Here is a 23,830-nt window from a genome sequence, read left to right as displayed (position 1 = left end):
TCAAGTACTATGTCCCTCGAAAACCCATTCAGCAAGAAAACCATCCTCCCTCCAGAGGAGACCAATCCAGAATCAAACATCAAACTGATCAAGGCTTTTTTGGGCACTGATTCTGCAGAGGCATACCGAAAGACTCTTGCTGAAGAAACAACAAAGCCACAACAAAAACCAGACTTCCATTTGGATAATTTCGATGAAAAAGCATTTGAACAACACAACCAAGTAGAACAAGAAGAAGCAGAAACTCTCTTCGGAGAAAACTTCCTCGGACCAAAAGAATTCCAAGAAGCTTTTGGATTCACTCCGGAGGATGTGCCACCTATTCCATTTTCAAGAGAAGATCTCAAAGATGCACAAGAAAAAGGACTTACTTTGTGTTTGAATTGGGATATGCTTCCTGATGGGACCAAGCTCTCAGGTAAGAAAATGACAGAACTTCTCGGGAGCAAGCAGCAAAATGGTGATTTGCTTATTGGAATTCATTTCAACAGCAATGATCCTACCTACACCGAAGAAACCCCTAGACGTGGCTGGGCACTGGTTTCAAATACAGTAGAATACAAGAATCAAAACTACCTCGAACAAACCGACTCTCTCAGAAAGGAATGTTCAGACACAGAAGTATACAGACAAGCGATCAAAGAATATGAAACACAGAAACCACACATCGAGAAACTCTGGCAGAACTACCACAAGAACTGGAAGGAAATATCACGCATCTTAAACACTCTCACAATCACTGCTCTGACGAGAGACTCTTTCTCAGAACGCTTCCAGTATATGGTGCTCATAAATCAAAAGATAGGCACCAGGATACACGAGAGTGAATACTATTGGACGAGTTCACGCTCTTCGGGTGGCGACTTCGTCAATATCGGCCACTTTGATAGAGGCGGTGCGGTCGTGGGCAGGGATGATCCGGAGGATCCGAGTAGCAACGTGGGCGTCTGTTTCTCCCGCCGTTATTAATATTCTGGCCAGCTTTGTCGTCTAGACAGGTGAGTTAGTCCGCTCGTCAAGCTTAATAGAGGATAAATTCGGTAGAATAGAGAATCTTTTGTGATATACTAGAAGTACAAATGAGATACAAATTATTTGAATCATAACACTATGTCAGAAACAAAATCGTTCTTATTCGCTTCTGAAACAGCACAGCAATTTGCAGAGACGGCTCTCGGTGGATCCAAGAGTGAAAGGAGAGAAGATGAAGAACAGGAGATTCCTTTTGCGAAGCGATCTCCCGAAGAACAGACCGATCTCATTTATCAAATACAGACTCTCGTTGCGAAACGGCGTGATCTCGTACGGACGATGAGTGTGGATTCAAACGAAAAACCATCTGCAAAGCAAGAAGAAGATACTTTGGACGCCGAACTTGAAGCTCTCTTGAATGACGATGAAACGTCAATAAAAGGAGAGAAAATCGGTGGGAGATATATTCCGACACAAGCATCGATTGACAGAGAAGTAGAGGGTGTAAGTGAACATTCTGCTGTTGATGCAGAAAAAGAGCTCGCTCACGTGATAGAGAAACTCGGAGAATTAGGGAAAATTCCGGGTATACGAGAAGCGTACGGAAAAGAAGTAACAAAACTCTATTTCTATGGGAAGCTGTTACGCAAAAGAAGTCGACTCCTCCTATCGATGAGTCGTATCGATTTTGCTCTAGCTGATATTCGTAAAAAGAGTAAAAGTTCGCATGCTGGCGTTCCTGTCGGAAAAGATGCGTCGATGCTAGATCGCTTGGAGGCGAAAAAAAAGGCGATAGAAAAAGACCTGGAAATATTCCAAGGAGAAGATGATTCTGTCGGACCATTTCTCGATCGAGTGGCGACACTCGGAGAATATAGCGACTCTTTCCAGAAAGATCGCATTGTAGAATTCCCTTCTGTGAAAAAGGTGGTGAATCTCGGACTCGAAGCACTCCGTAATAGACTGCCATTTACGCTGGCTGGACACTTGGGAAGTGGTAAAACAGAAGTAGCGAGGCATATCGCCAAGCTCTATATGATTGAAAACGGAATGGTGAATGAAGGAGAATCATTTGATAATGCTTATGAGAGACTTCAGCCAGAATTTTTCTCCGGTTCTGAAGAATCTTCGGTTTATGACCTCATCGGAAAACTGAAAATCAAAAGAGGAAGTGAAAAGGAGTGGTCATCAAAAGATACTGTCGAACTGGTGCAAAAATATACCGAAGATATGCGTGTACAAGGAGTGATGCTTGACGCCGACAAAGTGCTCGAGAGAGTGCTTAGTTCTGTCGTGCAAGGAGGAGACGTAGAGACAGTATTTAATTATGGACCACTGGGTCGTGCGCTCCGAGATGGCAGACCAATCATTATCGATGAGATCAATATGATCCCTCCTCAGGTACTCGGTCGTATCAATGATATCGCTATCAAATCTGTCGGTAAACCGATTATCCTTCAGGAAAACGGTGATGAGACTTTCCATATCGATCCAGGATTTGCTGTTCTTAGTACATTCAATGTTGGGCGTCAGTATCATGGGACCCAAGAATGGAATGTGGCACAGGCTTCGCGTTGGAGTGGACCAAAGGTAGATTATCCGACAATGGAAGAAACCTACGATCTCGTACTGACCGCTCTTCTCCGTAAGGATCGTTTACGTTTTCCGCCCAATTTTCCTGCAGAAGAATTTCCGAAACTTGCCAAACTCGCTGTGGCGGTACGCGAAATACAAGAACTTTTTTCTGGACAGACAAAGGGTCAGCGGTTTATGGCACTGAAGCAGGGGATGCGAGCGGAGAAATCTCAATTGGAAAAGACAGTTATTTCAACTCGTGATTTGATGCGGAAAATTATTCTCCCTTGGCGCGAAAGCAATTTTACGAAATCACTGGATGAAATTATTGCTGATAATATTCTTGCAACAGCAGGAACACATTCAGAAGATGATCAGAAATTTCTCACAGAACTCCTCATTCGAACGGTAGGACTGTTCGAAGGGTGGACAGCAGAAGATTTTAAAAAGCATCATATCGAATCAGTGAGCGATGATGAGCTTCAGACGCTTCACGGAGCGATCAATACTCCTGAATACAAGGAATCCGATCCTCATCAGAAAATATTTGAAAAACTCGATGAACGTATTGATAAAATGAAATCGACGCTTCTTCTCGGTACGAAATAGCAATATATCTCTATGTCCCTCGAAAACCCATTCAGCAAGAAAGTCATCCTCCCCCCAGAGGAAACCAATCCAGAATCAAACATCAAACTGATCAAGGCTTTTTTGGGCACTGACTCTGCAGAAGCCTATCGAAAAACCATAGCAGGAGAAGCAATCAAACCAAAGAAAGAAAAACCAGACTTCCATCTAGACAATTTTGATGAAGAAGTATTTGATACAGAGATGAAAGAAGACTTCGAAGTATGGTTTGCTAAGTTCGAAGAAAAATCTCTCATATGTATGGAAGATCTCCTGAGTCAAGAGGTAAATAAAGGATCTATCGCACAGGGTCTTGTAGGCCTTGACTCAGACAGAGCCTGGCAGATGCGTGAAGATCTCATCAGTCAAAGAGCAAACAAGGGAGATATCGCACAGGGTCTTGCAGGCCTTGATTCAGACAGAGCCTGGCAGATGCGTCAAGACTTCATCGGTCAAGGAATAGATAAAGGATCTATCGCACAGAGTCTTGCAGGTCTCGACTCAAAAAGAGCCTGGCAGATGCGTCAAGACTTCATCGGTCAAGGAATAGATGAAGACTATATTGCACGAAGTCTTTCTGGTCTCGACTCAGATAGAGCCTGGAAAATGCGTGAAGATTTCATTCGTCAGAGATTTTTTCATAAAAAAATAGATAAAGGATCTATCGCATGGGGTCTTGCAGGCCTTGATTCAGACAGAGCCTGGAAAATGCGTGAAGATTTCATTCGTCAAGGAGTAGACAAAGCATATATCGCATGGGGTCTTGCAGGCCTTGATTCAGACAGAGCCTGGCAGATGCGTGAAGACTTCATGAGTCAAGGAGTAGAAAAAGGATATATCGCACGAGGTTTTGTAGGTCTCGACTCAGATAGAGCCTGGCAGATGCGTGAAGACTTCATGAGTCAAGGAATAGATAAAGAATATATCGCATGGGGTCTTGCAGGCCTTGATTCAGACAGAGCCTGGAAAATGCGTGAAGATTTTATCAGTCAAGGAGTAGAAAAAGGATATATTGCACAGGGTCTTGTCGGTGATTATATTACCTTCGTCTGGCAGATCATCGCTCGGAAAAAAGCTCAGGAAGAAAAAGCAAAAAAGAAATACATCAATGAACCAGGAAAATAATTTTCTCTCAAATATACAAAATAAAGCGGAAGTGCCAAAAGTACTTTCCAATATTTCTGCGTCCGATAAAAATGTTTCTTCGGATGGAGATGTTGCAGAACAGACTGAACGAAAAGGAAAAAAAGAAAGTGCTCTCGATGAAGAAATGCGAAAACGAGCAGAACAATTTCAAAAACAGTATGAAAAACAAGTGAATGCCTATTTCGGTACACCAGATGTTTCTCTTACTCTGAAACCAGGAGAAGGTGCCTATATCGATCTTCAAAATATTCGTGTGAATATCGATCCTGTGATGCTTTTTGAATATGGGATGTCAGATGCAGAGGCACTTTTTGTGAACTTTCATGAAGCAGAACATTTTCGTGATATGTTGGGAAATCCAGATGCTTATGATCAGAACTTTGATCGGATCAAAAGAACGACGAACATCCATCAATCTTTCCCCAAAGCGCTTCATCGTCTCTTCAATTGTGTGGATGATATTTTGGTCAACAAACAAGTGATGGATCGTTTTGCGAGTGGTTCTTCTGTAAAAAATGTTCTCTATCCAAAATTATTTGCTAGTGCAGTCCTTAATAAAAATCCGACGACAGGTACTCCGACGCCACGTCATCAGCAGTTTATGTATGCTCTCTTGCGACAAGCGATGCTTCCAGAAGAAGCAGTGACTCTCGATCCGGAAGTGGCGACAGCAGTAGAACACGTCAAGAAAAGTATTGGAGAAAAAGGGGATCTCATCGATTTCATCACGAACCGAAGAGACGTAGAACGAACACTGATGACAATAAATCAAGGAAGAAAAAAAGAAGGAAAAAAGGCAATTGATTCTGTGCAATTTCGATATTTCCAGATGTGGCAACAGGTGGTGCCAGTTTTTGCAGACCTGTACAAGAAAGATTTGCAAGACAGAAAAGCCGAGCCAAAATCAGGTAATAGTAAAGGTGCAGGAGAGAAGGGCGAAAAAAATCCTGATGAAGAAGATCTAGAAGAAGGTGAAGGAGATCTCTTTGGCGACGATCCATTTGAAAGTGCTATCCCAGATCCGATTGATCAGACAGACGCTATTCCAAGTATAGAGGAAATCAATAGGCGGATTGCGGAGAAGAAGAAGCAGGCGCTGGAGAATATTCGCGGTGTTTCTTCTTTTGATTTTGATGCATATAAACGAGATTTCAAATCTGTCGAACCATATATCGATGCACTCTCAAAAATCTTTGATCAAGTCATCGAACGACGAAGATCGATACGCAGAGTTTTGAAAAAGTCGGTCAAAGAAGGGGTAATGCTCGATCCTCGGAAAGCTGCTGTGGCTCTTGCAGAGATCAGAGCCGGACACGATGATCCTCAGGTGATGCTTGATTTTGAGAAGAGAGAAACATTTCGTAATCTTCCATCGGAATTTGAATTTACATTGGTCTGTGATGGATCAGGATCGATGCGTGGAAGTCAGAAAGAGGTACTCCAAAGAAAATTGGCGGTATTGGTAACTGAGGCATTGACTGAATTCCAAAATCGTTTGGAGAAAGAGCGTCGGCGAGGTGAAGATATTCGTCTCAACATCAAGACAGAAGTACGAATGTTTGCGAATGATGATTATGAAGTCAAACCGATGAGTGATGAACTGACGCATCCTGATCGAGTGCGTATGCACAAGGCTCTTCGAGCTCTTCCTGGTGGAAATAACAACGAATCAGCAACATTTGATGCCATTCGAAAAGAGCAGTTTGATTCAAAGATGGAATATAAGTTGCGTGAGGGAGAGATGAAAAAAGTCATTCTGTTTTTGTCGGATGGCGAGACGGATGCTCTCGCAATACAACAGCATATCAAACGATTGGAAGATCAAATCGGGAAGAAGGATGCGAAGAGTGGGAACGGGCTTGTGATTGCTGGAATCGGTTTCGGTGAAGGGAAATCAGTGGTTGGAACATATAAGCCCAATGGATACTATGCCGAATCATTTGATAAAGTTCCTGAAATTTTCGAACAATTTCTGAAAGAAATTATTGATACGTTGTAATTGATAGATAACTCATTTTGTGTCATATTCTATGTCCCTCGAAAACCCATTTAGTCAGAAAACCATCCTCCCTCCAGAGGAAACCAATCCAGAATCAAACATCAAACTGATCAAGGCTTTTTTGGGCACTGATTCTGCAGAGGCATATAGAAAGACTCTTTCTGGAGAAACAACAAAGCCACAAAAAAAACCAGACTTCCATTTGGATAATTTTGATGAAAAAGCATTTGATACCCACGAAATCGAAAACAGACTGAATATCAAAAAACAATACGAAACTCAAAGAACCATTTTTGAAAAAATAGGCCTCCTCGAAACCAAAGAAGGGATGCTTGGGATGACCGACATCGAAGGGGTATGGCACAACTTCCCTATACTGGAAGAAATACAAAAAAGGCTGAAAGAAAAACAAACTCTCGTAGAAACAAAAGCAAACCAGGGGTTTGAAAAACTCCTTATCGTACCATTTGGAATGAGTATTGAGAAATTCACAGAAACAATGAAGAAAACTCTTCTCGCTCACTATGTTTCAATACCTGATCCAATAGATCCAGAAAAGCGTATTCCTGATCCATCAAAAACAAAACTCTGGTCAAAGAATGAAGATGGTACGATGGAAGCGTTGAAACTTGATTACCGCAACCCGTTTAGTTGGGATGAAGGCAATCGTACTCTTGTCTACTTCCCGACCTCATTCACACGAAAAAACCACGGAGGGAAAACAAAGAATGAACTTTTGGGGGAAGGTCAAGCTTTCCACATCCTTCTTCTTGAATCAGAGATGGATATCCCAAGTGAAGGAAAGGGAAAAGAGCAAGGAGGAAGGAAGAAGCTTGAAGCGAACAAAACACCACATGAGTATCTCGAACAAATTCAAAAAAATGAAGCCTACCAAGGGGAACAGGGTATGACCCCAGAAACTTGGATGACACTCTTTCTCCTTCATCTTGAAACAACCAATCAAGTGCTTGATAACGATCCTGCTGGTGGTGGCTCAGAAAAAAACACTTATAACCTCGGATTTTGGATTCCTGATAGTGGTTGGGTTTTGCTTGGAAGTTGGAACCGCGCCAGTGGACGAGCGTTCTTGAACAGGGATCTTCCTAATAATCATGGTATTTATCGTGGGTGTCGGTCCGCGGTGAGGGTGTAAGCTTAACTTTGGTCTTCGGTTTTTTCTTTTGTTTTGAACTTTGATTTCCGTCAGCAGGCGGATTGGCTCTTGGGGGACTTTATTTTTTCTTGTGGTATAATAGAAGCAAGAAAAAACTTTTGCTGAAAAAACAAATAAAAAAGCAGACGGTATGAAAAATTTTTCTCGTGATATATCGCTCGTACTCGGTGGATCAGCCGGGATGGGTATCCAGACAATCGAAGCGACGCTCGTGTCAGTACTTAAACGTGAGGGCTACCATGTTTTTGCGAGCAAAGAATATATGTCGCGTATCCGCGGAGGAAGCAACTCAACAGAGATCCGTATCACGAACAAGCGACGTGCCTCATTTGTCAAACGTATTGATTTCTTGTTCGCACTCGATGCAGATGTCATACCTCATCTCGAAAAACGTATCACCAGTAAGACCATCATTCTTGGTGAACGACAGAAAGTGTGTCGTGGTACGACCGTGTGTCAGGTGATCGATGTGCCATTCACACAGTTTGCAAACGAACTCGGTAACCCTATCTATACCAGTACCGTAGCGGTCGGAATAGTCCTTGGGATGTTTCGTGCTGACGAAGCACTCTTTGAAACATATCTCCGAGAACGTTTTGCTCGCAAGGGGAATGAAATAGTAGAAAAAAATATTGAGGCTGGGAAGAAGGGGTATGATTTCGGAAAACATATTGCGTATAATGAAGGAATCGAGGTCAATCTCTCTCAAAATAAGGCTGTAGAAAAGGAAATTCTCATCGACGGTAATGATGCTCTCGGTCTCGGTATTCTCGCTTCAGGCTGTAACTATATTTCTTCGTACCCGATGTCTCCAGGGACAGGAATCCTTACTTTCTTGGCGCAGCATAAAAAAGAATTCGGTATTGTAATCGATCAAGCAGAGGACGAAATATCGGCTATCAATCACAGTATTGGAGCGTGGTATGCGGGGGCGAGAGCGATCGTATCGACTTCTGGTGGAGGGTTTGATTTGATGACAGAAGGGGTAAGTTTATCGGGTATCATTGAAACTCCGATTGTGGTGCATATTGGACAGCGTCCAGGACCTGCGACAGGACTGCCAACACGGACGGAGCAGGCTGATCTCAATCTCGTGCTCTATGCTGGTCATGGTGAATTCCCACGAGCCGTATTTGCCCCAGGCACACACGAAGAAGCTTTCTTTCTTGCACAGCAAGCGTTTTTCATCGCTGACAAATATCAGATTCCTGTCTTTATTCTGACAGATCAATACTTCCTTGATTCTATTCGAAGTTTTCCTGAAGAAAGTTTACAGACACTCACACCAGAAAATCATATTATAAAAACAGACGCAGATTACAAACGCTATGCACTGACTCCTGACGGCATTTCTCCTCGTGGTGTTCCTGGCTATGGCCAAGGATTGGTGGGTATCGATAGTGACGAACACGATGAAGACGCACATATCACAGAAAGTGCTGAAATGAGGGTTTTGATGCACGAAAAACGTCTCGGGAAAATAAAAGGTATCCGCGAGGAAGCACTTCTTCCGACAGAAATCGGCGATGTACATCATGCAGAAATGATTGTTATTTCTTGGGGATCGAATAAGGGAGTGCTCGAAGAAGCATTGATACATATTGATGATGAACGTATAGCAGGTGTGCATTTTTCTCAAGTATATCCATTGCCAGAAAATACCAAAAAGCTTTTTGCAAAGAAAAAAGTTGTGGTGCTGGAGAATAATGCGAGCGGACAGTTTGCAAATCTTTTGAAACTTGAATACGGTATAAAAATTTCTGAATCAATACTGAAATATGATGGAGATCCATTCTTTGTAGAAGAGGTAGTAAAACGATTCAAAACACTGATAAAAGATTTTGAACTTTAGATGTATATTTGTATGATAGACAAAAAGCTCTACGATATGCCGAAGGGGACGGATATGGCTTGGTGTCCAGGCTGTGGCAATTTTCCTATTCTCAATATCGTGAAAATGGCCTTGTCTGAGCTCGATAGAGCGCCACAGGACGTGGTGATATGTTCTGGTATCGGTCAGGCTGCCAAGACCCCACACTACCTGCGCGTGAATTATTTCAATGGTCTTCACGGACGAGCGCTCCCACCAGCGATAGCTATCAAAAATGTAAATCCAAAACTGACAGTCATCGCAGAGAGTGGTGATGGTGATACTTATGGTGAGGGAGGCAATCATTTTATGCACACGATCCGTCGTAATCCTGATATCACGAATATTGTCCATGACAACATGATTTACGGTTTGACGAAGGGTCAAGCATCGCCAATGAGTGAGAAGGGACTCAAAAATCCGATTCAGCCAGACGGAGTGATCGTCGATCAGTTTAATCCTCTTGCAGTAGCGCTGTCACTTGATGCGACATTTGTCGCACGTGCTTTCACGGGAGATATTTTACAGACAAAAGAAATTATTAAAGCAGCGATTCTTCACAAAGGCTATGCTCTCATCGATGTTCTTCAGCCGTGCGTCGTGTTCAATAAGCAGAATACTTACCAGTGGTTCAAGGAAAAAGGCTATTACGTGGATGAGGCTCATGATAAAACTGATAAAATGAAAGCCCTTGAATTGGCTTTTGATCTCGATCGTCTCGCTCTCGGTATCATCTATCAGCGAGAAGGAAAGCCTTCTTATGAAACTCTTGTTCGCGAAGGCAATGAGCCGATGTTTGAGAGAGTTCTAGACACCGCTGCTCTCAATACCCTGATCAAGAGTTATAAATAGAAACACAGGGAAGCTGTAAAAGAAAAATTCTCAAAAACTTTTAGATAAACCCGTCCGAAGCAATTTCGCGAAGTGGTTTCCTAAAAAGTTTTTGAGAGTTTTTCTTTTTGTCTACAAATATGCGTTAATCCAAACCGAGGCGGATTTTGGCGTCCTCGGACATTTTTTCGACACTCCACGGTGGATCGAAGACGAGGTCGATTTTCACTTCCTCGATTTCAGGTATTTCCATCACACGATCCTCGATCTCTTTCTGTATCTGCGCAAAGAGGGGACAACCGATAGTCGTGAGTGTCATCGTGATAACACAAACACCTTCTTTGTTGACAATAACCTCATAGATGAGACCAAGTTCCCAGATAGAAATACCGAGCTCCGGATCGAGGACGAGCTTGAGTTTTTCTATAACTTTGTTTTTGAGAGAAGTTTTCTTTGGAGACATATCTTTGAGAAATGTAGAAGGATACAGTTTGAGAATAAGAAAAGATTTCAAATATTTTTTTAGGAGCCATTTGTCAAAACTGCTTTGACAAGGATCGTCTAAAAAATTTCGAAATCTTTTCAGGGATCATTTTTGTTTGACAGTCCTCAGTAGTCTTATTCTGGGAAAATAACTTTTCCAGTTTCATCCTTGATAATGATGGCTGCGACAGGACAGGCACGAGCAGCATTGAGAATTGTTTCTTTACTATCTTCGTCAGCAGTGGCGAGAACATCAGCTTTTCCGTCATCATTTAATCCAAAAGTTTTGGCAGCCATGGCAGCGCAAGGAGCAGCTCCGATACAGGCATTAGCATCGACTTCTATAGTCCAGCCATTGGCGAGGGTTACTGGTCCGTGTGGCTTTGTGTCGTCTTTCCATTGTGACATACAATTTCTTTTATTAAATTATTTTGAGAAGTTTCCCAAAAATATTTCCTTTTCATTCCCTTTCTTTCCGTCGAACATTTCCGACAAAAGTCGCCGAGAAAAAATCTGTCCTGCTCTAAGTCCATAAGAATGTCCCGAGCGTCACGATTGTTTTCTAAAGGCACTTTTTTCGCAAATATTACCGCCGTCAACCGGAGAAAGAAAACGAAATATTTTTTGAAAACCTTCACCTTCTTTATATATTGCCGAGGAAAATATATATTTTCGTTAACAATTTACTAAGTACGTAGTGTTTTCTTAAGTGTCTCGAGAGAGAGGAGTCCACATTTGAGCCGAGTAGGCGAGAGCGTGACTCCGAGAAGCTCGAGGATATCCTTAGGCTCGAGTGCGAGCGCTTTTTCAATAGGCATTTTTTTGACGGATTCAGTCAAGAGTGATGCTGATGCCTGGGAAATAGCACAACCAGAACCAGAAAACCTTACATCTTCTATGATATCATTTTTCACGATTATGTCTATATGGAGCCTGTCTCCGCAGGAGAGATTGGCAGCTTCAGCACTGTGGGTCGCACTTTTCAGTGTCCCTTGGTTTCGAGGGTTGCGATAGTGATCGAGGATGAGATCTTGATAAAGAGACATACGATAAAATTTCTTATATAAAATGGATAAAAATAATGAATTTTTCAGAAGTAAGTAAAAAAGTTTTTTAGAAAACCATTGGGCGAAACTGCTTCGGACAGGTTTATCTAAAAATTTTTTTACTTTCTTCTGAATCCTTATATGTTATTGAAACTGTTCTGATAACAATCATCTAAAAAACTTTACCTCTCTTCTCTGTTCATTTTTTTATTTATCTGAACATTGTTTGGACTTCTTTGAGGACATCGACAAGCCTATCGATATCTCTTTCAGTATTATAGATCGAAAGAGAGATACGTGTAGTGGCATTGAGGCCGAGGCTTCTATGAAGGGGTGTAGTACAATGTTCTCCTGCTCGGACACAAATATTGTGTTCGCCGAGGACAGCAGCGATATCATGAGGATGTACACCTGCCATGACGAAGCTTATAATACCACCTCGTATAGCGATATTTTTTGGTCCGAGAAGAGTGATGGCGTCGCCGAAAGCCTTTTCCAATCTCTCGAGAGCGTAAGTAGTGAGGGATTGTTCGTGTTTACGAATATTCTCGAGACCGAGAGACTGTATATAATGAATAGCCATCCCGAGAGCGATAATACCGCCAATATGAGGTGTTCCTGCTTCGAAACGATATGGCGCTTCTTTGTAGAGTGTTTTTTCCGCACAACTATCCAGTACCATACCACCACCAAAAATGATCGGAGCGAGAGTATTGAGAATACTTTTCCTTCCATAGAGCACGCCGATACCTGTCGGACCAAACATCTTGTGTCCGGAGAAGGCGAGAAAATCAATATCCCATTCTGTCACGTTGATGGTATTGTGAGCAATCGCCTGCGCACCATCGATGACGACCATGATATCCCTATTGATATTTTTTATGAGAGCGGTTATTTCCTGCACAGGATTGATAGTTCCGAGGACGTTGGAAACAGCTGAAAAAGCGACGATTTTTGTTTTTTCGTCTATGGATTGTTTCAATCTTTCAATATCTATTTCACCTGTTTGTGTGAGAGAAATCACACGGAAGTCGGCCTTTGTTCTCTCCGCCAATTCTTTCCAGGGGAGAAAATTTGAATGATGTTCCATCTCCGTTGTGATGATATTGTCACCTTCACTCACGTGTGTTTCGAGTAATAAAGCGACGAGGTTGATGCCATCTGTTGTTCCAGACGTGAAAATAATTTCGTCAGCACTTCCGGCCCCGATAAAGTGAGCGATTTTCTCTCGTGTCATATCACATTTCTCCGTCGCTGTTTCAGCGAGGGGATAGACACCACGAGCAATATTGGTCGAATACTGTTCGAGATATTCTTTTTCTGCATCAATAACAACCTGTGGCTTGAGGGCAGTTGCCGCCGAATCGAGATAGATCAGATCTGGATGATGAGCGAAAATGGGAAAATCTTTTTTGATTGTTTCTGGATGAATCATAAATATTTTTTTATTATTTCTCTTTCTTCTTCATTGATATCCAATTTATTTATTCTTTCGAGGGCATCATTCCAAAATCCAGTGATGAGGAGTTGTTCTGCTTCTGCGTAGGAAAGTCCTCGTGACTGTGCAAAGAAAAGTGATTCAGGATCGATCGGACCAGAAGTGGCTTTATGTGAGCATTTTACATCGTGAGTGAGGATTTCCAGAGTTGGTTTCATCGACACGGTAGCATCAGGAGAAAGGAGAATAGCCCGACTTTCTTGGGAGGCATCGCTCTGCACAGCATTTTTCTCGATAAAGAGAGTGCCTTCGTATTCACATACTGATGTATCAGAAGCAGTACTTTTGATAAGTGCATGAGAAATAGTCTGTGGAGCCCGATGGTTTTGTGTGATGTGGAGTGAATGTTTTTCTGCATTTTTTCCGATGAAGAAACAAAAAATATGAGCCGCTGCTCCGATGCCGGAAAGATTGAAAGTGATGTCGCCGGAACGATTGAACAAGAAGAAAATACAGCTCTCATTTTCTTTGAGAACGTAGGTTGTCCTATTATCTTGTGAGATATCTAAATATTTCATAACAAAAAAATTCTTTTAAATCCGATTTTTGTTTGGTCTTTGTGTAGAGTGTTTTGTGTTTTTTCGATTATCCAATCGAACCTTCCATATTCATATTGATGAGTCTATTTAATTCTATCGAATATTCGAGAGGGATTTCTTTCACCACTGGATCGATGAAACCATTGACGAGGAGCCCCTCTGCATCTTCTTTCTTGATACCGCGTGAAGTGAGGTAAAAAAGCTTCTCTTCACCTATTTTTTCTACTGTTGCTTCATGTTCAAATATGGCAGTATTTTCTTTTATTGACATTGTTGGATAGGTATCTGATCGTGAAATATCGTCGAGGAGGAGGGCATCACAGACGACCGATGCGCGAGCATTTTTTGCGCCACGGCCGATATGGACGAGACCACGATAGGATGTACGACCGCCATCTTTGGAAACAGATTTGGATATCACACGTGAAGTGGTGTTTGGTGCGAGGTGGACCATTTTAGCTCCTGCATCCTGGTGTTGATCTTTTCCGGCATAGGCGATAGAGAGGACTTCTCCGTGAGCGCCACGTCCCGTGAGATAGACAGCAGGATATTTCATCGTGACACCAGAACCAAGATTACAATCTACCCATTCCATCACGGCATTTTCTTCTGCCCGAGCTCTCTTGGTTACAAGATTGAAAATATTTTTACTCCAATTTTGAACAGTCGTATAACGCACATGAGCATTCTTTTTTACAAATATTTCCACAACAGCTGAATGGAGTGATGAAGTCGTATAAATAGGAGCCGTACAACCTTCGACATAGTGCACAGAACTGCCTTCCTCAGCGATAATAAGCGTTCTTTCGAACTGACCAAAGGCTTCGGCATTGATACGAAAATATGCCTGAAGAGGGAGATCGACTTTCACCCCTTTTGGAACATAGACGAATGAGCCACCTGACCACACGGCAGTGTTGAGTGCGGCGAATTTATTATCATTGGTTGGAATAAGCGTCCCGAAATATTCTTTGACGAGTTCTGGATATTTTTTCACAGCTGTATCCATATCACAAAAGATGACACCGAGTCTTTCTAATTCTCGGCTCATGCTTTCATACACGACTTCTGATTCATACTGAGCCGAAACACCTGCCAAGAATTTTTTTTCAGATTCTGGTACGCCGATGCGATCGTATGTATCTTTGATATCTTTTGGGAGATCATCCCAGCTCGTCACTTGTTTGTCAGTTGCTTTGAGATAGTAGGTAATAGCATCAAAATCAATTTTGGAAAGATCTGCCCCCCAGCGTGGCATTGGTTTTTCTTTGAAAATTTCGTAGGCACGAAGACGTATATCTCGCATCCAAGGAGTTTCATTTTTCACTTCTGATATTTCACTGACAATCCTTCTATTCAAGCCTAAATTGGTCTTATGGACTGAATGTTCAGGCATAGCAAAACCGTACTTATAATCGCCGAGATCAACATTTTCTTTCTTGGTAACTTTCATATTACTTGATAGATTCAAATCCCTTTTCCTCGATTTTTCTCGCGAGGAGACCGGTGCCTGTTTTTATGAGGCGACCTTCTTTGATTACGAGTACTTCTTGTGGCTTGATATATTTGAGGAGACGAGTGGAATGTGTAATGAAAACAGTCGTGGTTGTCTTTGGAAGATATTTTTTCAAAAAATGAGAAATAGTTTGGAGTGCATCGACATCCACACCAGTATCGATTTCATCAAAGAGAGCAAATGATGGGGAGAGGAGTACTGCTTGCAACGCTTCGAGTTTCTTTTTTTCTCCACCAGAAAATCCATCATTGAGTGAGCGTTTCAGTAGCTCTTCTTTGATATGGAGTTCCTTGGCATATTCTGCTACCTTCTTGTGAAGAACGACTGGATCCATCTGCTTTTCAAGAGCGAGACGAAGGAGTTCAAAAACCGTCACACCAGAAAGTGTCATCGGTGTTTGGAAAGAGAGGAAAATACCCATTCTTGAGCGTTTATCAGGAGAAATTGTTTTGATATTTTTGCCTTTAACCAGAATCTTTGATGTGCGAGAATAGACAATACTCGGGTGTCCCATAATGGCGCTTGCAAGAGTGGATTTGCCTGAGCCGTTCGGTCCCATGATGGCATAGGTTCGTCCTTCTTTGAAACCAAACGAAATATCATGAAGTATTTTTTTCCCTTCAATAGAAACGGAGAGTTTTTCGAGAGTGATCATAGAAATATGATTAGGAGATATTTTTTGGAATAAGACTAGCGAGAGATATTTTTGAGAGCGTGTTTTCTATTTTGTTTTCGAGCGTCCGCCAGACTTCGTTGGTCTGACAGTGACTGACCTGGAGACAAGGAAGTGTTCCTCGGAGTGGGGAGGGAACTATTTTTGTCGGACCATCGAGTGGGGCCATGACGTCCCAGACGCTTATTTTTTCAGCACGACGAGCGAGTACATATCCTCCTGAGACACCCTTGTGCGCTGTCACGAGGTTTGCTTTCCGTAGTGCTTGAAGAATCTTCTCGAGATACATTTCTGGCAAATGTTCTTTCTCAGCGAGTAGATGAATAGAAAGCGGTTTTTCTGTCTGTGCGAGAGCGAGAATAGCTCTCAGTCCGTAATATGATTTCTTAGAAATTTTCATAATATCCTTTCAAATAAGGCTTTCCTGCCCGCAATGCTACGCATAGCGCTACAGGCGGGTTTTGATACTTTCATAATGTGGACTAAAATTGTCTGATTTATACTACCAGTCAAAAAAAAAGTTGTCAAATACAGATAAATTTGTGCGATTGTTGAAGTAATCAAAAGCCAATTTTTCATCATCGTTCCACCTCCTGTCTGCCGACAGGCAGGCTCACAAGAGCTCTCAGTGTTACGGAAAAAGTAGTCCCCAATCTACACAATCACAACTTCTTTTTTCGACCTGAGAGCTCTTGCTCAGTCAGAGTGGAAAGGATGCTCTAAAAATTCTTTTGGTTACTTCATATGATGAATAAGTTTCTGTTTTGTAGAAATAGCAGCAGACCCTTTCTTTTTTTTTCGAAATACAGTACACTAGTCTGGCTAAAGAAAACATATGATTGATCCAAAAAATGTCGAAATAATGGCTCCAGCTGGGAGTTTCGAGAGTCTGGCAGCTGCCATCAAAGGTGGGTGTAACAGCGTGTATTTTGGTGTGACTCAGCTCAATATGCGTGCGAGAGCCGCTGCCAATCTCACGCTTGCTGACCTCGCAGAAGTAGCCGAGATTTGTCAGAAAAAAAAGGTGAAGACTTATCTCGCGGTCAATACGCTCCTCTATGATCATGATACGAAGATTATGAGGAAGCTTGTTGATGCTGCCAAAGAAAATCATATTGACGCTATCATCGCTTTTGATTTTGCGACGATACAGTATTGTAATGAGATTGGTATTCCTGTACATGTGTCAGTACAATTTTCTGTTTCCAATTTTGAATCACTGAAATTTTTTGCTGGCATGACAAACAGGGTGGTGCTCGCTCGTGAATTGACACTCGATCAGATCAGGGCTATTTATGAGCGTATTGAAGAAGAACAACTTATGGGACGAGAAGGACGCTTGATGGAGATCGAGGCATTTGTCCATGGAGCGCTTTGTGTGGCTCAATCAGGCCGTTGTTTCATGAGTGGATACACAGATAATGCTTCTGCGAATAGGGGAGCTTGCCTCCAAAATTGTCGTAAAGAATACAAGGTGACCGATATGGAAACTGGCAAAGAGCTTATTCTTGACAATCATTATGTGATGAGCGCGGCTGATATCTGCACGATAGATTTTCTTGATGAACTCTTGAAATCTGGTGTGCAGACCTGGAAGATAGAGGGTCGTGGACGCTCTCCTGAATACGTCTACACCGTGGTCAAGACATATAGGCAGGCATTGACTGACATCGAAAACGGTACCTATACGAAAGAAAAGATTGAAAAGTATTTCTCTGATTTGAAAACAGTGTATCACCGTGGACTTTCAAAAGGGAATTATTATCTTGGAAAAGAATTGGAAGCGTATAGTGATGTTCATGGATCACAAGCGACGAAAGAAAAACTTTTTGTTGGAACAGTGAAAAAATATTTTGCCAAAGTTGGTGTCGCAGAAATGATCATTGATGCGGGCATGCTTTTTGTTGGCGATGAGATCCGCATTCTTGGAGCGACGACAGGGGTGTATGAAGGGGTGATTGGTGAATTTCGTGATGCAGACATGAGGCCTATACAGAGCGGAAAAAAGGGTGATGTCGTGACCTTCCCAGTGACTGAGCGTGTACGTGTGAATGATGCGGTGTATATATGGAAAGACAAGAAGTAAAAAATTTCTAATTCTCAATTTCTCATTTCTAAACAATTTCCAATGATTAAATTTCGAAATTGAAAAATTAATTCATTGTTTGAAAATTGTGAATTGAAAATTGAAAATTCTTATTAATATGGGAACAAAAAAAATAACAGTCTGTCATAAACGAAATGATTGCATCGGATGTGGATCGTGCGCTCTCGTCGCGCCTGATCGATGGCAGATGAATGAAGAAGATGGGAAAGCAGATCTCAAGGATGGAGAATGGAAAGGTGATGAATTCGTCGTGGCGAAAATAAATGAAGAAGAGTATACAAAAAATGAAGAAGCGGCTGACGCCTGTCCAGTAGGGATTATACGGGTGGATTAGATAGACGACGCTTTTTATATATTTCCCTTTTTCTATCCCTACCCGCCGCCGAACATGTGTAGATGGAAATTGTCGATAAAAACGCTGTCCAGCTCGCTATACCACGCGTCACGCGTATTTTCTAGCGACATTTCCGTCGCACATGTGACCGGCCACCGGCTAAAGGACAGAAAAAGAAAAATCTATAAAAGCGTAAAAGACATATTAGAGTAACTCAAGCAATCCATCAGTTTTTTTATGAAACCATATCTCGGATTTTGGGAAAAATTGGAAAAACCGTTTTTTGTTCTGGCACCGATGGCCAATGTCACCGATGCTGTTTTTCGTCGTGTGATTGCGAAGCACGGCAGACCAGATGTGACTTGGACAGAATTTGTCTCAGCCGATGGACTTTGCCATCCCAAGGGGAGAGAAGCACTTCTCCGTGACCTTTCTTATACAGAATGCGAGCGACCGATCGTAGCGCAACTGTTTACTGCGTATCCAGAAAAGATGTTTGAGGCAGCGAAACTTGTCGCAGAACTCGGATTTGATGGTGTTGATATCAATATGGGATGTCCTGATAAGAACGTGATGAAGCAAGGAGCAGGTGCGACGCTTATGAAAGATCCTCTTCTTGCTCAGGCTATTATTCGTTCTGCTCAGGAAGGAATAGAGGCTTCGGGGAAACATATTCCAATATCTGTGAAAACACGATTGGGATACAATGAAGACACTCTCGAAGAATGGTTGCCGAAATTACTCGAGATGAATATTGCAGCAATCACGGTGCATGCTCGAACGAAAAAAGAAATGTCGAAAGTGCCTGCCAGATGGGAGCGAATCAAGCGCGCAGTAGAAATCAGAAACGGATCCGCCAGCTGGCGGAGCACTCTCATTATTGGCAACGGTGATGTGACGAATTTGGAAGATGCTCGAAAAAAAGTGGAAGAAACCGGAGCTGATGGAGTGATGCTCGGAAGAGCTATTTTTGGTAACCCGTGGTTGTTTGATAAAAACAAAAAAAATGTGACCGTCGAAGAGAAGTTACGAGCAGTGATAGAACATACAAAACTTTTCGAAGAGGTATGGGGCGACACAAAAAGTTTCGAACTCATGAAGAAACACTATCAAGCATACGTCAATAACTTTCCGGAGGCCAAAGAACTCCGCATGCAGATGATGGAGTGTCATACGGCAAAAGAAATAGAAACGATCGTGATACAATTTTTGAATCACCATAAAGAAATTGTATGAAAATAGCAGTACTCGTATCGGGAGGAGTGGATAGTTCGGTTGCTTTGCGTTTACTTCAAGAACAAGGGCACGAACTGACAGCTTTCTATCTCAAAATATGGTTGGAAGATGAATTGGCTTTTCTCGGAGAGTGTCCGTGGGAGGATGATTTGTCGTATGTACGAGCGGTTTGTGAACAGGCGAATGTTCCTCTTGAGGTAGTACCATTTCAGAAAGAATATTGGGAGCGAGTCGTCGCATATACGATTGATGAAGTGAAAAATGGTCGTACTCCAAATCCTGATATGCTCTGCAATGCTCGTATCAAGTTTGGTGCATTTTACGATTTCATCGGAGATCGATTTGAGAAAATTGCGACCGGACATTACGCACGAGTTGAAGCTTCTCCTGTCATTCCCTCGAAGGAGGGAATCCAGAAAGAAAATCCTGGATCTCCGATCGGGTCGGAGATGACAATGAAGTATCTTTTGAAAAAAACTCCTGATGCCATCAAAGATCAGACATATTTTCTTTCACAACTCTCCCAGTCACAACTTTCTCGAGCACTCTTTCCGATTGGAGAATACGAAAAAAAAGAGGTACGGAAGTTGGCACAGAAATTCGAACTCCCAAATGCTTCACGTAAAGATAGTCAGGGTATCTGTTTTCTCGGAAAAATTCCTTTCCCTGCTTTTCTGAAATATCACCTCGGTGAAAAAAAGGGGAACCTTGTCGAATATGAAACGGGAAAAATTCTCGGAGAACATCCTGGTTTCTGGTACTTCACCGTGGGACAACGACAAGGTATCGGACTCTCAGGTGGCCCATGGTACGTCGTCCGGAAAGAACCGGAAACCAATACGATATTTATCTCACACGGTGAGCATAAAGAGGCTCTATCTCGGGATACATTCACGGTAGAAAATCTCAATTGGTTTTCTACTCAACCAGAAAATGGTGCCGAACTCTCTGTGAAACTTCGTCACGGACCAGAGGAACATCTCTCTACGATACATTGGAAAAATGAGAAATCTCTCGAAGTTACACTCCAAGAAAAAGATCCCGGTATTGCCGAAGGACAATTCGCAGTTTTTTATGATGGTGACATATGTCTCGGAGGAGGAACGATTTTATAGTATAAAAATACTGTATGCGTATTCGAAAAGAAAAAATCAAATTTTTTGAAAAACACATCAAGGACTTTTCCGAGAAAGCAGGGAGGGAACATTTACCGTGGCGTAACCCCCGAAAAGTTTCACCTCGGGGCAAGGCAAAAATAACGGCGTATGAGGTCTGGGTGTCAGAAGTCATGCTTCAGCAGACGCAAGTCAAGAGAGTGATCGAATACTATACACGATTTCTCGTTCGTTTTCCTGATGTGACATCTCTCGCGAAATCGAGTTGGGAAGAATTTCTCCCATATTATGAGGGACTCGGGTACTATACGCGGGGGCGCAATATGCTTCGTACAGCTCAGGAAGTTGTCACAAAATATGATGGAATATTTCCTCGTGACAAGAAATCACTCGAGGGACTCCCGGGTATCGGACCTTATACCGCCTCAGCTATTCTGAGTTTTGCTTATGGAGAGAATCATCTGGCGTGGGATACGAATCTTCATCGAGTGATCGGACGATTTTTCTTGGGAGGGAAACATCTCGTGACTGATACTTCCCAATGGGAGGCTGTGTTTCAGATGCGAAAGAAAATACTGAATGGTGCTTTGATGGACTTTGGTTCAAGTCTCTGTGTTGCTCGACCCAAGTGCGAAGCCTGTATGCTCCAGAGTCAGTGTGTATACTATAGAGAGCAGGGGAAGCAGGAATCAATCAACAAAAAGCAGAAAACAGAAAACAAAAAACGACAGAAAGAGAACAAGAAGTATGACTGGAAGAATGCTCGAGTGTATGTATTTTTGCATGAGAAACATAGACAATACTATTCTTCACAGAAGAAGAAGTATCAGCCATTCATTCTGTCATCGGGGTACAACACGCGAGCGGGTATCAAACAATATTTTCAGGACAAATATAGTCTCACGCTCTCTGTTCGTCCGCCACATGAAAGAAAAGTTCTCGACAAAAAACCAGTATTGTATGTCAATGCCCAGATTCTCCTCGGCGAATCAGCTTTCGCCATATTTCCGAAAAAAGCAGTTGAAGTGTATACTAGAAGTATATTAAAATAATATTCCTATGCAACTCAAATCACTGAATGTTTACTTTTTCTTTCTCATTCTCCTTCTTGTTGGAGTTGTTGTATTTTTTATTTTTCAGCCATTTCTGACAGCTATCGTTGCGGCTGCCATCCTTGCCACCCTCTTCAAGAAACCATACTTTGTATTAGAAAAATGGACACGTGGTCAGAAAATACTGAGCGCGACACTTACCTGTCTTCTTGTTGTCTTCGTTGTTGTAACGCCAATCTTTCTTATTCTGAGTCTCGCTATCGGTGAAGCGACAGGAGTCTATCATACTTTGAGCGAGGGATCGACGGTAGAAATTCTCATCAATCAAACCGTAGAGAAGGCACACACTGCTCCATACCTGAATATCTTTTTTGATACGCAAACATTCAATCAGGAACGTATATTGAATGATATTCAAAAGTTCACTCAGAATGCTCTTGGTCTGCTCCAGGCCGTGTATCAAAGTATTACTGGGTTTCTCTTTTGGACATTTATGATGTTCTTTACACTTTTCTATTTTCTTATTGATGGCAAGCGAATGCTGGGAGCGTTGATGAATTTCAGTCCGCTCAAAAATGAACATGACAGACTGCTTATCAGAAAATTTATTTCTATTAGTCGAGCGACGCTCAAGGGTACTCTCGTTATCGGTTTGCTTCAGGGATTCTTGGGAGGTCTGACGTTTTGGATTGCAGGCGTTCCTTCTCCGGCTATCTGGGGTCTTGTGATGGCTCTGTGTTCGATTATTCCGATGTTTGGTTCCGGTCTCATCTGGTTGCCTACTGGTATTATTATGTTTTTCCTTGGAAATATTTGGCAGGGAGTATTTATTTTTGCCGTTGGTCTTGGTATTATCTCGACTATAGATAATATCCTCCGCCCAAAACTCGTAGGGCGAGATACAGAAATGCATCCACTTCTCGTACTGTTTTCGACGCTTGGAGGAATCGCATTGTTTGGACTTTCTGGTTTTATTATCGGACCTATTATTATTTCTCTTTTTCTGGCATTAGGAGAGATTTATATGTTTGAGTTTCGCGATCAACTGAAAGAATATAATTCTTAGCTTGTCACCGTCGCTCGCGAGTGAACGTGACGAGTAGGTGGTAGCCTCTTCGCTGTTTAGGAAGAATCAATAAAATTTTCTTTACAAGCTAACAAGCTATGCAAGAATGGTGGCAACATCTGCCTGAACTCATAAACCCGATTGCTTTCTCGATCGGTTTTATTTCATTTCATTGGTATGCACTCTTCTTTATTGGAGGGACTCTTGCTTCTTTATTTTTGGGAATTTTTCTTATTCGAAAAGGTGAATCCATACTGTCAGAAGAAGAGATGTTCGATATCTTTCTTTTTATTTTCATTGGAGCCTCTATTGGAGGACGAGTGGGATATGTCCTTTTTTATAATCTCGGTTTTTTTCTTGAATCGCCTCTTTCGATCTTCTCTCCGTATGATTTTCATTCAGGTGTTTGGACGGGTATTTCGGGCATGAGTTTTCACGGAGGATTGATTGGGGCAGGAATAGCGCTCTTTTTTTTCGTCCAAAAACAGAAGAATTCTGGAAAAAATATTGCTTTCTGGGAAACGTCTGATTTTCTTTCTCTTCTCGTTCCTGTGGCGATATTTTTTGGTCGATTGGGAAATTTTCTCAACGTGGAGTTATACGGAAGAGTGACAAGCGTCTCTTGGGGGATGTTTTTTCCAACCACTCTCGAATCAAATGAAGTTCTTCGTCATCCATCAGCTCTCTACGAAGCTTTCCTCGAAGGCATTGTTCTTTTTTTTGTTCTCTACTTTTTTCGAAAGAAAATGCCTTTCCTTGGATTATCGACCTGTCTCTTCCTTTTGGGTTACGCTATTGTTCGGTTTATAGGAGAATATTTTCGTGAGCCAGATTCTCAGATGGGATTTTTCTTGGGAGGCGCTTTTTCTTTTGGACAAGTTCTCTCATGTGTGATGATTATCGTCACTGCAGGTATTTTTTTCTGGCTTCGAAAGCAAAATCGTGCTATACTCATGGTACGATAGTAATTT

The 23,830-nt window shown here is 42.1% G+C and carries 22 protein-coding genes; 14 read left to right on the top strand and 8 right to left on the bottom strand.

What is annotated here, in order from left to right; all coding sequences use genetic code 11:
• Positions 1 to 9: 9 nt before the first annotated feature.
• The 7 genes from PHH40_03485 to PHH40_03455 all read left to right on the top strand — a co-directional run bounded on the left by PHH40_03485 (position 10) and on the right by PHH40_03455 (position 10,215).
• The gene (locus tag PHH40_03485) at positions 10 to 969 is read left to right on the top strand and encodes a hypothetical protein (GenBank protein MDD2766798.1); all 960 of its coding nucleotides are present in this window, start codon (positions 10 to 12) and stop codon (positions 967 to 969) included.
• 141 nt (positions 970 to 1,110) lie between these two features.
• Positions 1,111 to 3,156, top strand: a complete 2,046-nt coding sequence (locus tag PHH40_03480) for a hypothetical protein (GenBank protein ID MDD2766797.1) — start codon at positions 1,111 to 1,113, stop codon at positions 3,154 to 3,156.
• A 12-nt stretch (positions 3,157 to 3,168) separates the two neighbouring features.
• Positions 3,169 to 4,299 carry a hypothetical protein gene (locus tag PHH40_03475; GenBank protein ID MDD2766796.1) on the top strand — a complete coding sequence of 377 codons (1,131 nt, stop codon included), beginning with the start codon at positions 3,169 to 3,171 and terminating at the stop codon, positions 4,297 to 4,299.
• Complete coding sequence (locus tag PHH40_03470) at positions 4,283 to 6,319, top strand: VWA domain-containing protein (GenBank protein ID MDD2766795.1); 2,037 nt, start codon at positions 4,283 to 4,285, stop codon at positions 6,317 to 6,319. The genes PHH40_03475 and PHH40_03470 overlap by 17 nt, the downstream gene beginning before the upstream one ends.
• Positions 6,320 to 6,350: 31 nt before the next feature.
• Complete coding sequence (locus PHH40_03465) at positions 6,351 to 7,472, top strand: hypothetical protein (protein MDD2766794.1); 1,122 nt, start codon at positions 6,351 to 6,353, stop codon at positions 7,470 to 7,472.
• Between the two features lie 151 nt (positions 7,473 to 7,623).
• Positions 7,624 to 9,345, top strand: a complete 1,722-nt coding sequence (locus PHH40_03460; protein ID MDD2766793.1) for a 2-oxoacid:acceptor oxidoreductase subunit alpha — start codon at positions 7,624 to 7,626, stop codon at positions 9,343 to 9,345.
• A gap of 12 nt (positions 9,346 to 9,357) precedes the next feature.
• Positions 9,358 to 10,215 (top strand): thiamine pyrophosphate-dependent enzyme, encoded by an 858-nt coding sequence (locus PHH40_03455; GenBank protein ID MDD2766792.1) that lies wholly within the window; start codon positions 9,358 to 9,360, stop codon positions 10,213 to 10,215.
• Positions 10,216 to 10,339: 124 nt separating this feature from the next.
• On the opposite strand, the gene PHH40_03450 is transcribed toward PHH40_03455, so the two are convergent.
• The 8 genes from PHH40_03450 to PHH40_03415 all read right to left on the bottom strand — a co-directional run bounded on the left by PHH40_03450 (position 10,340) and on the right by PHH40_03415 (position 16,349).
• A complete protein-coding gene (locus tag PHH40_03450; GenBank protein ID MDD2766791.1) occupies positions 10,340 to 10,657 on the bottom strand; it encodes an iron-sulfur cluster assembly protein in 318 nt (105 codons plus the stop codon).
• 155 nt (positions 10,658 to 10,812) lie between these two features.
• Entirely contained in the window at positions 10,813 to 11,085 is a 273-nt protein-coding gene (locus PHH40_03445; GenBank protein MDD2766790.1) for a ferredoxin, read from the bottom strand.
• A 278-nt stretch (positions 11,086 to 11,363) separates the two neighbouring features.
• Positions 11,364 to 11,723 (bottom strand): SUF system NifU family Fe-S cluster assembly protein, encoded by a 360-nt coding sequence (locus tag PHH40_03440; protein MDD2766789.1) that lies wholly within the window; start codon positions 11,721 to 11,723, stop codon positions 11,364 to 11,366.
• Between the two features lie 211 nt (positions 11,724 to 11,934).
• Positions 11,935 to 13,158: a SufS family cysteine desulfurase gene (locus PHH40_03435; GenBank protein MDD2766788.1), complete on the bottom strand. Its 1,224-nt coding sequence runs from the start codon at positions 13,156 to 13,158 to the stop codon at positions 11,935 to 11,937.
• Positions 13,155 to 13,739: a SufD family Fe-S cluster assembly protein gene (locus PHH40_03430; protein ID MDD2766787.1), complete on the bottom strand. Its 585-nt coding sequence runs from the start codon at positions 13,737 to 13,739 to the stop codon at positions 13,155 to 13,157. The genes PHH40_03435 and PHH40_03430 overlap by 4 nt, the downstream gene beginning before the upstream one ends.
• A 67-nt stretch (positions 13,740 to 13,806) precedes the next feature.
• Positions 13,807 to 15,213 (bottom strand): Fe-S cluster assembly protein SufB, encoded by a 1,407-nt coding sequence (sufB, locus tag PHH40_03425; GenBank protein MDD2766786.1) that lies wholly within the window; start codon positions 15,211 to 15,213, stop codon positions 13,807 to 13,809.
• A gap of 1 nt (position 15,214) precedes the next feature.
• Positions 15,215 to 15,931 (bottom strand): Fe-S cluster assembly ATPase SufC, encoded by a 717-nt coding sequence (gene sufC, locus PHH40_03420; GenBank protein ID MDD2766785.1) that lies wholly within the window; start codon positions 15,929 to 15,931, stop codon positions 15,215 to 15,217.
• Between the two features lie 10 nt (positions 15,932 to 15,941).
• A complete protein-coding gene (locus PHH40_03415) occupies positions 15,942 to 16,349 on the bottom strand; it encodes an Rrf2 family transcriptional regulator (protein ID MDD2766784.1) in 408 nt (135 codons plus the stop codon).
• A gap of 435 nt (positions 16,350 to 16,784) precedes the next feature.
• On the opposite strand from PHH40_03415, the gene PHH40_03410 reads away from it, so the two are divergent.
• The 7 genes from PHH40_03410 to lgt all read left to right on the top strand — a co-directional run bounded on the left by PHH40_03410 (position 16,785) and on the right by lgt (position 23,824).
• Positions 16,785 to 18,035, top strand: a complete 1,251-nt coding sequence (locus tag PHH40_03410; protein MDD2766783.1) for a U32 family peptidase — start codon at positions 16,785 to 16,787, stop codon at positions 18,033 to 18,035.
• 118 nt (positions 18,036 to 18,153) lie between these two features.
• A complete protein-coding gene (locus PHH40_03405) occupies positions 18,154 to 18,390 on the top strand; it encodes a ferredoxin (GenBank protein ID MDD2766782.1) in 237 nt (78 codons plus the stop codon).
• A gap of 237 nt (positions 18,391 to 18,627) precedes the next feature.
• Positions 18,628 to 19,626 carry a tRNA-dihydrouridine synthase family protein gene (locus PHH40_03400; protein ID MDD2766781.1) on the top strand — a complete coding sequence of 333 codons (999 nt, stop codon included), beginning with the start codon at positions 18,628 to 18,630 and terminating at the stop codon, positions 19,624 to 19,626.
• Positions 19,623 to 20,741: a tRNA 2-thiouridine(34) synthase MnmA gene (gene mnmA, locus PHH40_03395; protein ID MDD2766780.1), complete on the top strand. Its 1,119-nt coding sequence runs from the start codon at positions 19,623 to 19,625 to the stop codon at positions 20,739 to 20,741. The genes PHH40_03400 and mnmA overlap by 4 nt, the downstream gene beginning before the upstream one ends.
• Positions 20,742 to 20,755: 14 nt before the next feature.
• Positions 20,756 to 21,793: a hypothetical protein gene (locus PHH40_03390; protein MDD2766779.1), complete on the top strand. Its 1,038-nt coding sequence runs from the start codon at positions 20,756 to 20,758 to the stop codon at positions 21,791 to 21,793.
• Positions 21,794 to 21,800: 7 nt separating this feature from the next.
• Positions 21,801 to 22,859 (top strand): AI-2E family transporter, encoded by a 1,059-nt coding sequence (locus PHH40_03385; protein ID MDD2766778.1) that lies wholly within the window; start codon positions 21,801 to 21,803, stop codon positions 22,857 to 22,859.
• Between the two features lie 98 nt (positions 22,860 to 22,957).
• On the top strand, positions 22,958 to 23,824 hold the full coding sequence (lgt, locus tag PHH40_03380; GenBank protein MDD2766777.1) for a prolipoprotein diacylglyceryl transferase: 867 nt from the start codon (positions 22,958 to 22,960) through the stop codon (positions 23,822 to 23,824).
• The last annotated feature ends 6 nt before the right edge of the window (positions 23,825 to 23,830 follow it).

This window comes from Candidatus Moraniibacteriota bacterium, from assembly GCA_028688415.1.
GTDB lineage: Bacteria > Patescibacteriota > Minisyncoccia > Moranbacterales > UBA1568 > UBA1568.
This window is presented reverse-complemented; position numbering and strand designations above follow the sequence as displayed.

Bases quoted from the DNA above. Each gene is read 5' to 3' on its own strand.
- PHH40_03485 (MDD2766798.1), top strand. From the start codon at position 10: ATGTCCCTCGAAAACCCATTCAGCAAGAAAACCATCCTCCCTCCAGAG.
- PHH40_03480 (MDD2766797.1), top strand. From the start codon at position 1,111: ATGTCAGAAACAAAATCGTTCTTATTCGCTTCTGAAACAGCACAGCAA.
- PHH40_03475 (MDD2766796.1), top strand. From the start codon at position 3,169: ATGTCCCTCGAAAACCCATTCAGCAAGAAAGTCATCCTCCCCCCAGAG.
- PHH40_03470 (MDD2766795.1), top strand. From the start codon at position 4,283: ATGAACCAGGAAAATAATTTTCTCTCAAATATACAAAATAAAGCGGAA.
- PHH40_03465 (MDD2766794.1), top strand. From the start codon at position 6,351: ATGTCCCTCGAAAACCCATTTAGTCAGAAAACCATCCTCCCTCCAGAG.
- PHH40_03460 (MDD2766793.1), top strand. From the start codon at position 7,624: ATGAAAAATTTTTCTCGTGATATATCGCTCGTACTCGGTGGATCAGCC.
- PHH40_03455 (MDD2766792.1), top strand. From the start codon at position 9,358: ATGATAGACAAAAAGCTCTACGATATGCCGAAGGGGACGGATATGGCT.
- PHH40_03450 (MDD2766791.1), bottom strand. From the start codon at position 10,657: ATGTCTCCAAAGAAAACTTCTCTCAAAAACAAAGTTATAGAAAAACTC.
- PHH40_03445 (MDD2766790.1), bottom strand. From the start codon at position 11,085: ATGTCACAATGGAAAGACGACACAAAGCCACACGGACCAGTAACCCTC.
- PHH40_03440 (MDD2766789.1), bottom strand. From the start codon at position 11,723: ATGTCTCTTTATCAAGATCTCATCCTCGATCACTATCGCAACCCTCGA.
- PHH40_03435 (MDD2766788.1), bottom strand. From the start codon at position 13,158: ATGATTCATCCAGAAACAATCAAAAAAGATTTTCCCATTTTCGCTCAT.
- PHH40_03430 (MDD2766787.1), bottom strand. From the start codon at position 13,739: ATGAAATATTTAGATATCTCACAAGATAATAGGACAACCTACGTTCTC.
- sufB (MDD2766786.1), bottom strand. From the start codon at position 15,213: ATGAAAGTTACCAAGAAAGAAAATGTTGATCTCGGCGATTATAAGTAC.
- sufC (MDD2766785.1), bottom strand. From the start codon at position 15,931: ATGATCACTCTCGAAAAACTCTCCGTTTCTATTGAAGGGAAAAAAATA.
- PHH40_03415 (MDD2766784.1), bottom strand. From the start codon at position 16,349: ATGAAAATTTCTAAGAAATCATATTACGGACTGAGAGCTATTCTCGCT.
- PHH40_03410 (MDD2766783.1), top strand. From the start codon at position 16,785: ATGATTGATCCAAAAAATGTCGAAATAATGGCTCCAGCTGGGAGTTTC.
- PHH40_03405 (MDD2766782.1), top strand. From the start codon at position 18,154: ATGGGAACAAAAAAAATAACAGTCTGTCATAAACGAAATGATTGCATC.
- PHH40_03400 (MDD2766781.1), top strand. From the start codon at position 18,628: ATGAAACCATATCTCGGATTTTGGGAAAAATTGGAAAAACCGTTTTTT.
- mnmA (MDD2766780.1), top strand. From the start codon at position 19,623: ATGAAAATAGCAGTACTCGTATCGGGAGGAGTGGATAGTTCGGTTGCT.
- PHH40_03390 (MDD2766779.1), top strand. From the start codon at position 20,756: ATGCGTATTCGAAAAGAAAAAATCAAATTTTTTGAAAAACACATCAAG.
- PHH40_03385 (MDD2766778.1), top strand. From the start codon at position 21,801: ATGCAACTCAAATCACTGAATGTTTACTTTTTCTTTCTCATTCTCCTT.
- lgt (MDD2766777.1), top strand. From the start codon at position 22,958: ATGCAAGAATGGTGGCAACATCTGCCTGAACTCATAAACCCGATTGCT.